The 14506-nt window shown below is 42.0% G+C and carries 11 protein-coding genes; 9 read left to right on the top strand and 2 right to left on the bottom strand.

Annotated elements, in window-relative coordinates; genetic code table 11:
• The first annotated feature begins 50 nt into the window (after window positions 1–50).
• From B3C94_RS01770 to B3C94_RS01805, 8 genes are all read left to right on the top strand, one after another.
• A complete protein-coding gene (locus B3C94_RS01770) occupies window positions 51–2510 on the top strand; it encodes a glycoside hydrolase family 31 protein (RefSeq protein WP_414712629.1) in 2460 nt (819 codons plus the stop codon).
• A 3-nt stretch (window positions 2511–2513) separates the two neighbouring features.
• A complete protein-coding gene (gene glgB, locus B3C94_RS01775) occupies window positions 2514–4472 on the top strand; it encodes a 1,4-alpha-glucan branching protein GlgB (RefSeq protein ID WP_293898032.1) in 1959 nt (652 codons plus the stop codon).
• 36 nt (window positions 4473–4508) lie between these two features.
• On the top strand, window positions 4509–5921 hold the full coding sequence (locus B3C94_RS01780; protein WP_293898034.1) for a glycogen synthase: 1413 nt from the start codon (window positions 4509–4511) through the stop codon (window positions 5919–5921).
• Between the two features lie 6 nt (window positions 5922–5927).
• Complete coding sequence (locus B3C94_RS01785; protein ID WP_293898037.1) at window positions 5928–7211, top strand: glucose-1-phosphate adenylyltransferase; 1284 nt, start codon at window positions 5928–5930, stop codon at window positions 7209–7211.
• Between the two features lie 167 nt (window positions 7212–7378).
• Entirely contained in the window at window positions 7379–8140 is a 762-nt protein-coding gene (locus B3C94_RS01790) for a hypothetical protein (RefSeq protein ID WP_293898041.1), read from the top strand.
• 1 nt (window position 8141) lies between these two features.
• A complete protein-coding gene (locus tag B3C94_RS01795) occupies window positions 8142–8924 on the top strand; it encodes a zinc-dependent peptidase (protein ID WP_293898044.1) in 783 nt (260 codons plus the stop codon).
• A gap of 128 nt (window positions 8925–9052) precedes the next feature.
• Window positions 9053–10834: a DUF4091 domain-containing protein gene (locus B3C94_RS01800; RefSeq protein WP_293898047.1), complete on the top strand. Its 1782-nt coding sequence runs from the start codon at window positions 9053–9055 to the stop codon at window positions 10832–10834.
• 314 nt (window positions 10835–11148) lie between these two features.
• Entirely contained in the window at window positions 11149–12882 is a 1734-nt protein-coding gene (locus tag B3C94_RS01805; RefSeq protein WP_293898050.1) for a thiamine pyrophosphate-dependent enzyme, read from the top strand.
• Window positions 12883–13030: 148 nt separating this feature from the next.
• On the opposite strand, the gene B3C94_RS01810 is transcribed toward B3C94_RS01805, so the two are convergent.
• Window positions 13031–13219, bottom strand: coding sequence for a hypothetical protein (locus tag B3C94_RS01810; RefSeq protein WP_046675853.1), 189 nt, complete (start codon window positions 13217–13219; stop codon window positions 13031–13033).
• A gap of 245 nt (window positions 13220–13464) precedes the next feature.
• Between B3C94_RS01810 and B3C94_RS01815 the strand changes: the two genes are divergently transcribed.
• Window positions 13465–13956, top strand: a complete 492-nt coding sequence (locus tag B3C94_RS01815) for a hypothetical protein (protein ID WP_293898057.1) — start codon at window positions 13465–13467, stop codon at window positions 13954–13956.
• Here the strand turns inward: B3C94_RS01815 and B3C94_RS01820 are convergent.
• Window positions 13930–14418 carry a diacylglycerol kinase gene (locus B3C94_RS01820; RefSeq protein ID WP_293898060.1) on the bottom strand — a complete coding sequence of 163 codons (489 nt, stop codon included), beginning with the start codon at window positions 14416–14418 and terminating at the stop codon, window positions 13930–13932. The genes B3C94_RS01815 and B3C94_RS01820 overlap by 27 nt on opposite strands.
• Window positions 14419–14506: the final 88 nt, after the last annotated feature.

Here is a 14506-nt window from a genome sequence, read left to right on the forward strand (position 1 = left end):
TATCTTAAAGAGGAATTAAGCCTTCAGAAACATTTTAACATATTACAACTATGCTTGAAGACGACAACCTAAATCAAACCACACTAAATGAGGAGGAAAATGATGGTACTTTGGAAAGTATGCATCATGTGAATAATCCGGTATTGGATCTGCCAAAAATTGAAAAGAAGTATCTGGAAGCTATCGTAGCCCACAATCAAAATGATAAGTCCTATTATTTTTCTGATGGTAAAGCGAAGGTGGAAATCAAAATCGTAACCGATGAAATTGTTCGGGTCAGGCTGGCACCCCAGGGGACATTTTTGGAAGACTTTTCCTATGCACTGGCCAAGAAAGACCACCGCGTCAGTATACATCAATGTAGGGAGGAGGCAGACCATTACCTAGTCCACACGAACACCATTTCCTGTAAGATTAATAAAAATGACTTTTTGATTTCTTTTTCCGACCGTGCCGGTAACCTGTTCAATGCAGATTTAGCACCGATGCACTGGGAAGAGAACCCCGATTTTGGCGGTTATTATGTTTACAGTACAAAAGTTGCTTTTGAAAGCGAGGCATTTTACGGACTCGGCGATAAGGCGACGAAATTGAATCTTAGAGGGAAAAGACTTAAGAACTGGAATTCAGATACCTACGCTTTTGCTTACGATCAGGATCCACTTTATAAAACTATTCCGTTTTATATTGGTTTAAAAGATGGTGAAGCCTATGGGATTTTCTTTGACAATACCTTCAAAACCTATTTTGATTTCGCGGCAGAAGATCCGGGAAAAACAAGTTTTTGGTCCGAAGGCGGAGAACTGCAGTATTATTACATTCATGGTCCGCATATTATCGATGTGATCCGTCGGTACCATACGTTGACAGGTACACATTATCTGCCGCCGCTGTGGGCAATCGGGTATCATCAATGTCGCTGGAGCTATTATCCCGAAGCCAATGTCCGTAAGGTTGCCGAGGAATTTAGAAAGCGGCAAATTCCATGCGATGCCATTTATCTTGATATTGACTATATGGAGGGGTATCGCTGTTTTACCTGGAATAAACAGTATTTTCCAAATCCTAAAAATATGATCAGCGATTTGGCAAATGACGGTTTTAAAACGGTTGTTATGATCGATCCGGGTATCAAGGTGGACGAAAACTATTGGGTATTCAGGGAAGGGAAGGAGAATAGATATTTTTGCCGTCGGGGGGATGATTATTTTATGGAAGGATTTGTATGGCCCGGGCGTTGTCAGTTTCCTGATTTTACCAACCCGGAGGTTCGCCAATGGTGGGGAACACTTTATCAGGGACTTGTCGAAGATGGTGTTGCCGGATTCTGGAATGATATGAATGAACCTGCTGTATTTGGGCGGGGAACTTTTCCAGACGATGTACGCCACCAGTATGATGGGCACCGGGGCTCGCACCGAAAGGCGCATAATATCTATGGCATGCAGATGGTCCGAGCGACCTATGATGGCCTTAAGAAATTATATAAAAACAAAAGGCCTTTTACAATTACCCGGGCTGCCTATGCTGGTACGCAACGTTATTCTTCGGTTTGGACGGGCGATAATCTGGCAAGCTGGGAGCATCTCAAATTGGGGACTTTGCAGCTACAGCGTCTGTCTACTTCCGGGATGTCTTTTTGCGGAACGGATATCGGCGGATTTACCGGGGAGCCTGACGGCGAATTGTTTACGAGATGGATGCAATTCGGTGTCTTTTCGCCTTTTATGCGTGTGCACTCTGCCGGCGATACGCGCGACCGCGAGCCATGGAGCTTTGGTGAAGATTGGGAAAAGATCAATAGGAAGTTTATCGAGCTTCGGTATAAGCTTTTGCCTTATATCTATACTTGTTTTTGGGAACAAACGAAATACGGTTACCCGATCTTACGTCCCATATCGATGGTCGAACAGCATATCCCGACCAATTGGCAGCGGGAAGAGGAATTCTGTTTTGGTGATAAGATTTTGGTATCGCCGGTATTGCAGCCTGGCCAAAAGAGCAAGATCGTTTATCTACCTGAAGGGAATTGGTTTTATTATTTCAGCAATGAAACCTACGTTGGCGGCAAAGAACATACGATAGCCACTCCATTGGATGAAATGCCGATGTTTGTTCGTGGTGGATCTGTTATCCCGGAGTATCCTGTCATGCAATATACTGGAGAAAAGAAGATTGAGGAGTTGCAGTTGAATGTTTACTTCGCCGAAGGGGTAACCCGTTCGTATGTGTATTCAGATCATGGCGATACCTTTGCATATGAGCAGGATATTTATCTCGAGAAATGTTTTACAGTATCGGGACTTAAAGATTCCTTGTCGATCAAGCAAACCAGCGATGGTCTTTTTACCGAACGGTACGAACACTATAAATTACAGTTAATTGGTCTACCATTCCAGATCAGGAAGGTCAAGACGGATGGTATAGAAACAAAAGTACAACAGGATGAAAAGGGGCGATATTGGATTAATGTCGCACGAGAATTTGATAACATATTGATAGAAGGTTAAAACATGGCCAATGAAGTAATTCCGCATAGTCTATTTTCTGAATTTGATGTCGCCTTATTCCAGTCGGGTAAGCACTTCAAATTATACGAAAAGTTCGGTTCACATGAACTGGAAGTGAACGGTGAAAAAGGCGTTTATTTTGCGGTTTGGGCTCCAAATGCAAAATCTGTTTCGGTCACCGGTGACTTCAATTTTTGGGATAAGGGGCGCCATGCGCTTTATGTGCGTTGGGATGGTAGCGGAATCTGGGAGGGATTTATCCCAGGACTGGGAAATGGTGAAGCATACAAGTATGTTATTCAGACCTATTCGGGCGAGCAGCTTGAAAAAGGTGATCCATTTGCGTTCAAATGGGAGGTTGCACCAAAAACAGCTTCAGTAGTTCACTCGACTTGGTACGAATGGAATGACAAGCAGTGGATGAAGGAACGGGTTCTAAAAAATCGATTGGATCAACCGTGGTCGGTCTATGAAGTACATCTGGGTTCTTGGTCTCGGGATCCCGAAAGTCCGGATACCTTACTCAGCTATCGCGAAATTGCCGTTCAGCTAGTATCTTATGTCAAGGAAATGAATTTTACGCACGTCGAATTTATGCCTTTGATGGAACATCCCTATTATCCTTCCTGGGGATATCAGATAACGGGGTATTTTGCTGCGAGTTCGCGTTACGGTTCCGCGCAAGATCTGATGTATCTGATCGAGGAATTGCATGCTGCTGGCATAGGTGTGCTTTTGGATTGGGTTCCTTCTCATTTTCCGGGAGATGCCCACGGTCTTTATCGATTTGATGGAACTAGCTTATACGAGCATGAAGACCCACGGAAAGGTTTCCATCCCGATTGGCAATCTTATATTTTCAATTATGGGCGCAATGAAGTGCGGTCTTTTCTGATCAGTAATGCATTTTATTGGCTGGACCGTTTTCATATTGATGGCCTTCGGGTGGATGCTGTGGCGTCGATGCTGTACCTGGATTATAGCAGAAATGAAGGTGAGTGGATTGCAAATGAATTTGGCGGAAATGAAAATTTAGAAGCTGTACAATTTTTAAAGGAGCTGAACGAGGCGGTTTATGAACATTTTCCGCATGTGCAGACAATTGCTGAAGAATCGACTTCCTGGCCGAGCGTTAGCCGGCCGACATACGCTGGTGGACTGGGATTCGGAATGAAATGGATGATGGGTTGGATGCATGACACGCTGGATTATTTTAAAGAAGATCCGATTAATCGAAAGTATCATCATGACCGGTTGACATTCGCTACGGTATATGCTTTTCATGAGAATTTTATGCTGCCACTTTCCCATGATGAGGTCGTTTACGGAAAACAATCGTTGATTTATAAAATGCCTGGAGACGAATGGCAGAAATTTGCCAATCTCAGGGCATTGTATCTCTTTATGTATACCTTTTCGGGAACTAAATTGTTGTTCATGGGCGGTGAATTTGGTCAGACCTCAGAATGGAATGTCAATCAGTCGCTTGATTGGCATCTATTGGAGTTTGCTCCGCATCAGGGTATGAAGCAATTTGTTTCGGATCTAAATGGTGTGTATCGTACGCAGCCAAGCCTTTTTCAAAAAGCTTTTGATGCTTCGGGTTTTGAATGGATCGATGCGGGTGACCGCGAAAATTCAGTTGTGGTTTATTGGCGGAAGGGATTTGATGCTTGGGACGACACCGTTGTTGTCCTCAACCTGACACCTGTGGTGCGGGAGCATTTCCGTATCGGACTTCCCTATGCAGGCGAGTGGGAAGTCGTTTTGAGTTCTGATGAACTGAAATATTTCGGCTCTGGAATTAACAATCCAGCTTTCCATAGCGAACATCTGCATTGGATGAACCATGTACAGTCGGCCCAATTGCATTTGCCTCCGCTAGGTGGCTATGTTCTCAAAAGGAAAAAAGAGGTCAAGGAAGTAAATCCAATTCAGCAAGGAGAGCGTATTCCTGTATAAAATATTGGTTGTAAAATTTCACGGTGTAAAAGAAGAATGAAAGTATTTCACTTGAGTGTTGAATGTTATCCTGTGGCCAAAGTAGGTGGTCTAGCGGATGTTGTGGGTGCATTGCCCAAATACCAAACCAAGCTCGGTTGGGCGGCGGCGGTTGTCATGCCTTGGTATGACCGGCCGTTTGTTAGGGATCATGATTTTAGCCTAGTTCACGAAGGTACATTTTACCAGGGATCTGAATTGTTGAACTATGGCGTATATAAGGAAAGCCAAAATACACTAGGGTTTGAACTTTATCTGATTAAGATTCCCGGTAAACTTGACCGCGAGGAAGTATATTGTTATCCGGATGAAGGAGAGCAATTTATTGCTTTTCAACATGCTGTTTTAAATTGGTTCAAGGAAAAAAACATTATTCCAACCATTGTGCATTGCCACGATCATCATGTTGGTTTAATGCCTTTTTTGATGAAATACAGCAATGATTATAATTTTCTGGCGGATGTTAAGACAGTAGCCACCGTACATAATGGGCAGTATCAGGGCTGGACACATTGGAGCAAAGCTATTTTACTGCCAGCGTTTGATAGCTGGAAATGGGGGCTTCTGGACTGGGATGGCTTAATCAACCCGCTCGCCGCATTGATTAAATGCTGTGATGCGTACACAACGGTATCCGAAGGTTATTTGGAAGAGCTCTATGTGGAAGCCAATGGTCTGCAACATTTGTTTTATGATGAACGGCATAAATCGGTTGGTATTGTCAATGGGATTGACTGGGAAATCTGGGATCCCAAAATCGATGATACACTAATGGAAAATTACGGTACCGAACAAGCTTTTGCGGGGAAGTTGAAAAACAAACAGGCCCTGGCACAGCAATACAAGATTAATCCCAAGCTACCGTTGCTGGTTTTTATCGGTCGTTTTGCAACGGAAAAAGGTGCTGATTTGCTGCCCGATATAATTTTGAATCTGACAGCGGAATATCGCGACAGATTGAGTATATTTATACTGGGTGCCGGAGACCCAGCTATTCAGTCGCGTGTGAAATCACTCGTCGATGATGGAATTGAAAATTTTGATGTGTTCTTTGGTTATGATGAAAATCTCGCCCATTGGCTGTATGCCAGTGCGGACTTTCTTTTAATGCCTTCCCGTGTTGAGCCCTGTGGGCTGAATCAGCTTTATGCGATGAAATACGGTACATTGCCTATTGTTCATCGGGTGGGGGGATTGAAAGATACGGTAATCGATCTGGAAAATGATGGATACGGTGTTGGTTTTGATGGTCTGGCAATAACTGAAATTACGGAAGCTATTGCACGGGCTATAAATTTTTACGAAAGTAAAAAGCAGTTTGAAGGGAATCAACGTAAAATGATGTGCTTAGATTTTTCTTGGGATAAATCTGCAGCGAAGTATATAAGTCTATATAACCAAATAATTTAATTTGATATGTCACGTCACAATGTAGTAGCTATCGTCTTGGGCGGAGGAAGGGGCTCACGTCTGTATCCATTGACCGATCAACGGTCTAAACCAGCAGTTCCTATTGCCGGGAAGTATCGCCTGGTGGACATTCCCATCTCGAATTGTCTCAATTCGGGTTTTAACAAGATTTTCGTGTTGACACAATTCAATTCTTCGTCGCTCAACTCCCATATTAAGAATACGTACAACTTTAGTATTTTTAGTAAAGGTTTTGTCGATATCCTGGCTGCCGAACAGACCAATGATGGTGATAAATGGTTTGAAGGTACAGCTGACGCCGTGCGACGTTCGTTCCGTAAGTTGGCCAGCATTGATTATGACTATGTATTGATTTTATCAGGAGACCAGCTGTATCAAATGGATTTTGATGCTTTGATTGACTTCCATGTTGAAAATGAAGGTGACTTGACTATTGCGACTATCCCGGTAAATGGCAAAGATGCGACTGGTTTTGGGATATTGAAATCGGATGAGAAAAACCATATTACCTCTTTTATTGAAAAGCCCAATGGTGAACAGCTGGTTGACTGGAGTTCAGAAGTGAGCGACCATTTAAAGAGTGAGGGGCGGGAATACCTGGCTTCTATGGGGATCTATGTTTTTTCAAAAGGCGTTCTGAAACGCATGCTTGAAGAAAATCGGGGAATGGATTTTGGAAAAGAAATTATTCCAGATGCAATTGATACAAGTCGGGTGCTCAGTTATCAATTTGAGGGCTATTGGACTGACATCGGTACAATCGGATCTTTCTACGAAGCCAATATTGGTCTGACTGATAATATCCCAGCCTTTAACCTATTTGACAAAAATACTGTTTTCACGCGCCCCAGGATGTTGCCGCCATCGAAAATTTCGGGGACAACATTAATCAATTCGGTCATTTCGGATGGCTGTATTATCCAGGCCGATAAAATAGATCGTTCTGTAGTAGGAGTACGCTCAAGGATCGGTACAGGTTCAGTGGTGCGCGGAACCTATATGATGGGATCCGATTATTACGAAGATCTCGTCGATATGGAGGATGCAAAGCGGAAAAATATACCAGTGGTCGGTGTTGGAGAGCGCTGTTATATCGAGAACGCCATCTTGGATAAAAACTGTCGTATCGGTAACGATGTCCGTATCAATGGCGGACCTCATCTGCTGAATGCTAATCATCCAACTTATACCATTTGTGACGGAATTGTGGTGGTCAAAAAAAATGCAGTTATTCCAAATGGAACGACTATAGGATTGACAACCCTCTAAAAATTTATAGAACAAGGGAGATAATATATTGTTATTATTGCAAGTTATTTTAATAAAAGTATGATGAAATGCAAGTGATCTGCAGGCAGAATCTGTCTGTAGTTGGAAAGAGTCATTTCATGGTACTGTCTTTGCTTTCTAAAAGCATTTTATTTTAATAAAATCGTATGCAATTGAGACAGATTATCTCCCTTTTTTTTATGCTATTTGTCTTGGTAGGTTGTGATACCTCCTTGATGGTTCAGGGTAGCGGTGTCTTGCGTGATGCCTCGCGGAAATTTGAGCTCCGCAATGGAGATCGAACAGTCGTTTATATCCCAATGCGGCATTTGGGAACACGTGTATACTATGATCAGATCCAGCGAGCTGTAGATTCACTTCAAAAATCGGGCTATGTTGTTTTTTATGAAAGTATCGCCTATCAGGTGGACAGCGCGGCACAGCGAGATCTCTATGATCGCAAATTCCGTAAGCTGACAGGCAATCGCCTCGGCTTGCAGCAATGTATTGAAACTCCGGGCGATACCACAAAGGTTCTTCGCGCACCGATGTATCGCAAACTCGGCCAACGCATTATTAGCCAGCCCGATTATTCCTTTTTCCTGGTTAACTATGAGACAGCAGTCAATGCGGATATTCCTAAGAATAAACTTCTTGATGAGTTTGAATACCTGTATGGCACCATTACACTTGATCCATGCGATTATAAAACGCCGCTCAATGAGCCTTATTCATGTAAGCCTGCAAAAACAAGCTTAAAGAATAAGTTCGATCGGGAATTTGTGATGAAAAAAAGAGAAGAGAATCTGGCTTCTTTAGTCGCTGATGCCCCGCAGCAGAAGATTTTAATCTTATTTGGAACCTCCCATTTTAAAGGCTTTTTGCGTAATTTGCAAGCTCGGGATCCCAAATGGATCAAGATCAAATAATATGATAGGAAAACTCTTCATTGTACTGCTTATACCAGTCACCATTTATGTCGTTTATTATTTATTAAATCGTACGGCCAAAAATAGCAAGGCCATCAAACGTGTGCTAAGCGACGAAGGCAAGGAAATTTTAGAAAAGGAAGTTGCCTATTACCGTAATTTATCGGTTGCCGATAAGGCAGAATTTGAAGCGCGCTGCCTAAAATTTTTGGATACCGTCAAAATCGAAGGTGTAGGTGTAGAGGTGGAACTAAAGGATTATATGATGATTGCGGCCAGTGCAATTATACCAATTTTTGCTTTTAAAAAATGGACCTATCCTAACTTGACAAATATTATGGTGTATCCCGCACAATTCAATACGGCCTATGAATTTGAGGGGTATGCCGATCGAAATATTATGGGCATGGTCGGAGAGGGTGCGATGAATGGACAAATGATCCTATCTAAATCAGCCTTGGAATATGGATTTAAGAATCCAAAGGATGGACAGAATACAGCGATACACGAATTTGTACACCTGATCGATAAAACTGACGGTACTGTGGACGGTGTTCCTACGCACTTGATGGATAAAGCTTCTGTGATTCCGTTTATGAATTTGATACGGGAAGAAATTGCCAAAATAAAGGAAAATAAATCCGATATCGATGTGTATGGAATGACCAATCCAGCGGAATTTTTTGCGGTTGCCTCGGAATATTTTTTTGAAAACCCGGATAAATTCAAGTCTAATCATCCGGAGCTTTATAAGGCACTTTCTGAAATTTTTGAACAAAGTTAGCTATCGATAAATAAAATTTTAGTATTTTTAAGGCAAACAGAAGTTGTTTGCCTTTTTTCTGCGAGCACCCGCTCCAAGGCTGGACAAATGCGCATCGCTTCACAAAAGTTTTGTTAATTATAACTGTTATGCCTAAAACTACAATTTATTCTACGATTGCCCTGGCTTGTATGCTGTTTTGTGGCAATAATCATGGCTTTTCCCAGCAGCATTATGCGACCGGGACCACTTTTACGGAAATGGCCGATCCGACAAAGGACACCTTATCCAATTGGTCGAATGTTAAGTCAGGACTGCATGCTTCGTTTGTATCGATAGACAAACGTTATCCCAAATCTGTTAATCCAAATCTGACCGTGCAAAGTACCGCGACAGTGGATGCATGGAAAGGTGAACAAGTATCGGCACAAGTACTGTTATGGACCAATGCTGCTGCTCCAAATGTAGCGGTATCTGCGAGTGCGCTTAAATCTGCGGCAGGTAAAGTGATTGGCGGCGATGCGGTACAGGCGCGTTTTGTCCGTTATGTCATGACCGACGAATTTGCAAGTGGCTGTGGCCACCGTAAACCGGAAGATTTTAAAGCTGCTCTTTCTGCGGATATGCTGGATGACCTAAAAAGCTATGATCTTGAAGCGAAGAAAGTGCGCCCTGTATGGATTACCGTAAAGGTTCCAAAGGAAGCGACGGCAGGACAATATAAAACGACAATCTCTGTTCAGCAGAATGGTCAAGTGAAAGAGCAGTTACAGCTCGTTGTCAATGTACAAAATCATGTGTTGCCACCATCTTCGGAGTGGACCTATCATTTGGACCAATGGCAACATCCTTCTGCAGTTGCCCGCGTCAATCAGGTGAAGATGTGGAGTGATGAACATTTTGAAGCATTGAAACCAACGATGAAGCAATTGGCTGCTGCGGGACAAAAAGTTATTACGGCGACCTTGAATAAAGATGCCTGGAATGTACAGACATACGATCCATATGCTGATATGATTACCTGGAAGAAGGCAAAAGATGGTTCTTGGACCTATGATTATGCTGTTTTTGATCGATGGGTAAACTTTATGATGGATCTAGGAATCAATAAACAGATCAATTGCTATTCGCTGTTACCATGGAACAATGAAGTACATTATTTCGACGAGGGCAAGAATGAGCTGGTCAATGTTATCGCGAAACCGGGAACAGCTATATTCGAAGAATTATGGACACCTTTCTTAAAAGATTTTAGCAAGCATATCACCGCAAAAGGGTGGTTGAAAATCACCAATATTGCGATGGATGAAAGGGGTCGGGAAGAAATGGATCCGGCGATAGCCTTGTTGGAACGTGTGGCACCTGAATTTGGGGTGGCTTTCGCTGATAACCACAAAAGTTACCAGCGCTATCATAAGAGTACCGATATCAGTGTTGCCGCGGGCGATCCTTTTGATCAGAAAGACCTAATTGAGCGTCGTAAAAAAGGATATATCACGACATTTTACGTTTGTTGTTCAGACGAATTTCCAAATCAATTTACATTCTCTGATCCGGCAGAATCCACCTATATGGCATGGTATGCGCTAGCAGCAGGCTTCGACGGTGCATTGCGTTGGGCATTTAACTCCTGGGTGGAGGATCCTCTGCGTGACTCAAGATTCCGTACATGGCCTGCAGGGGATACCTATATTGTTTATCCACAGGGAAGAAGCTCCATCCGTTATGAGCGTATGCTGGAAGGTATTCAGGATTATACCAAAGTCGGTATACTCAAAGCAAAGTTGGAAAAGGCAAAAGATCAAGCTAATCTAACAAAGCTAAATGCAAAAATTGCCAAACTAAATACTGCTAAACGCTATGCAGACTGGAATAAAGATCTCAATGACGCAAAGAATTTTGTCGATGAGCTGTCCAGGCAAATTAAATAGAAAGGTTTAAACCTTAAGGTTTTACAAAAAGCTGTTCCAATTAATTTTGGAGCAGCTTTTTTATTGATCGCTGGTGTTCTTCATTCTCGTTGGTTTTTTGTTTATAAGTAGATTCACTGCAGGTTGTACTAACAGCGCTATGGAATATTTATTTTAGACGCCTTCCTGATGGGGACTCGATATTAATCAGCAAGCAATCATTCCCAAACCATTACTCTAGATTATTGTTGTTATAAAGTAGCGACAGCTTAAACAGTACAACTTCTTAAACAGTACAACTTCGCTTTATGACATTCTAAAATTATAATATGGGTATGAAAAATGTAGCACATCAGATTGTTGACCTTTTAAAAGATGCGGGAATTCAGCGTATTTATGCCGTAACGGGCGATAGTTTAAATTTTTTCAACGAAGCTGTCCATGAAGACGGGACCATGCAATGGATACATGTCCGGCATGAGGAGGCTGGTGCTTTTGCGGCAACCGCGGAGGCTGATCTGCATGGAATTGCGTGTTGCGCCGGAAGTAGTGGACCCGGACATGTGCATTTGATCAACGGTGTCTATGAAGCACATAAGACCCGTGTACCCATGCTGGTGATTGCGTCCACTTGTGCAACATATGAATTTGGAACCGACTATTTCCAGGAAACCAATCCGATTAAATTGTTTGACGACTGTTCATGTTATAACCAAATGATCACTCGACCAGAACAGGTGCAGCGTATGGTTCAGAATGCACTACAACAGGCCATCTCCAAGCGGGACGTTGCGGTAATAGGTCTGCCAGGAGATGTATCTGAAATGGAAGCTGTGCAGATGAACACCTCATCGAAGGTGTTTTTTACAGAACCACAAATCAGACCTTCAGAATTGGAAATTGGACGCCTCGCTCAATACATCAACCAGGCGGAAAAAGTAACTTTATTTTGCGGTGTTGGGGCAAAGAAGGCGCAGAAGCAAATTGTTGAATTAGCACAAAAGATACATGCGCCAGTGGGCTATTCATTTAAAGCAAAGTTGGATATCCAGCGCGACAATCCCAATGAAATCGGGATGACAGGTCTTTTGGGAACGGCCTCCGCATTCCAAAGTATGCATCATTCAGACCTCATTTTACTATTGGGTACTGATTTTCCTTACAAGGATTTTATACCCACCAATAAAACCATTATACAGATTGATATAGAAGGCGAGAAGCTAGGACGTAGGTCGATCGTTGATTATGGTTTAGTGGGCGATATTGAGCATACGATAAAGGCCGTATTACCTTTTGTGGAAGCGCGTTCGGAGACTAAATTTCTCGAAAAACAGCTTGATGCCTATGCGAAGGTCAAGGAAGACCTTATGATCTATGTTGACGATTCAGGAAGTGAATGTGCTATTCAACCTGAGTTTGTCGCCCATACCATCGATCAAAAGGCCAGTGATGATGCTATCTTTTTGGTCGACACAGGAATGTGCTGTGTTTGGGGGGCGCGTTATATCAATCAGCAGAAAGATCGTATCATGCTCGGATCCTTTAATCATGGATCGATGGCCAACGCAATGCCAATGGCTATAGGTGCGGCATTGACACATCCTGAAAGGCAAGTGATTGCTTTTTGTGGGGATGGTGGGCTGTCTATGTTATTGGGCGATCTTGCCACAATAAAACAATACAACCTGCCGATAAAAATAATTGTTTTTAACAACCGAGCACTCGGTATGGTCAAGCTGGAAATGCAGGTGTCAGGTCTAAAAGATCAGGAAACGAATATGGTTAATCCAGACTTTGCTATGGTGGCAAAGGCGATGGGAATTCGTTCCTATACCGTGACTCAGCCCGAGGATGTCGATGGCGTAATTACGGAGGCCTTAGGCTTAACAGATGAGCCTGTTCTTATCGATATCTATACCAATCCCAATGCGCTGGCTATGCCACCAAAGATATCCTTCGGTCAAATGAAAGGTATGACGGAAAGTATGGCAAAGTTAATGTTATCTGGTCATTTCGAAGAAGTGTGGGATACCATCAAGTCTAATTATAAACATTTGAAATCGCTTTAATCTATTGATTAAGCAAGTGTATATAGAAAAAAATCCTCTTCATACAAAAATATGGAGAGGATTTAAGTGATAAATTAGCGTAAATTCATTGATTCCCAGTATTGGGCTGTCCATGAGTTTTTAGTCGGGATTGTAAGGTCATGTTCTCTCAACATTGACGTTGAACAAACCAAAGGCTTTTAAGTAATTCTTCTTTACAGCGCCTAAGTTTTTCAATTTTTGATTCGGAAGAAATTGTAACTTGCTCTTTAACAATAATAGCCAAGTCTGTTTCAATGGACAATTTTGTGAGTGATGTACATCCACTATCAAATTTCTTAAAGCTTACATCTTTCATACTAATATTGGTTAAGAATTCCTGAATTTTATACTGTACAATTTACTAATAAAAATTAGCTTTACAATAAACGAGTAATAATTTTATTGTTACTAAATTGTTTATTTTTAATGGCTTACCCTTATCTAACTTATAAACAATATTCACCACTTTTTTGTTTTCTCGATTTTTAAATTTTAAATGTTAGTTATTTAAAACAATATTTCTTTTGAATTGCTATATCATAGTGTCATAAAATAAAGGATATGAAGGCAATCAATATAGGATTAATACTGTTGATGTGCAGCACGGCCTGTCATCAAGAGCAAAAAAAGCAAGACACTACAGCTGAAAAAAGCGATACAGAAAAGATCGATCAGCAGCTGTCGGATACGGCAAGTTACGCGCATGGCAAAAATAATTACCGATATCTCAAGAACGGGGATACCATTTCATTGGCGATCACCATTGAAGGGGATAAGGTACATGGGGATCTGCTTTATGCGTGGAAGGAAAAGGATCGCAATAGCGGACATATTGATGGTGTATTGAAAGGGGATGTTGTAGTCGCAGATTATACCTTTTTATCTGAGGGGCAGGAATCTGTTCGGCAAGTTGTATTTAAGCTGTCCAAGGACCGTGCGCTTGAAGGTTATGGCACTATGGAAGAAAAGGCAGGCAAAATGTCTTTTGTTGATCCGCAAAAGGTGACATACGATGAGAAATTTCCGTTAGAAAAAGTAAACGCGAGCGATTGAAAATAGTTTCGGTATAAAAATAATCAGACCGGCCAATAGCGCGGTTAGGCTGCTTATCATGACCGCAGCTGCAGCAATATCTTTGATTCTTTTGATGTTTGGATTGTTTTCCGTGCACACGAAATCAGAGAGGTTTTCCAATGCAGTGTTTAGCAATTCGCAAACAAATACCAACCCGATCGAAAAGATGACGGCGAGCCATTCGTATGTACTGATTCGGAGTACATAAGACAAGAGGAGAGCAGCAACTGCGGCGACACAATGGACCCTAAAATTGTGCTCTTCCTTCCAGGCTATTTTCAAACCATTATAGGCATAGCGGAAACTCTTTAACCGAGCAAGGAGTGAAAAGTTGTTTTTGGCCATAGCATCCTGATATTTCCTGTAAATATAACCTTTTCCAACTGTCTTGTCTCGCTGTATCTTTCTGAAATGCTTGACGATCTGTATTTTCAATCTCACAGGGGATAAAATTTTCTGCTCTTGTCTACTGAAAAGACCTAATTCGCTGCATTGAAATCCTAAGGTTAGTGAAATTCAATCGCTAAGG

Source organism: Sphingobacterium sp. UBA5670, from assembly GCF_002420705.1.
In the GTDB taxonomy this organism is placed as follows: Bacteria; Bacteroidota; Bacteroidia; order Sphingobacteriales; family Sphingobacteriaceae; genus Sphingobacterium.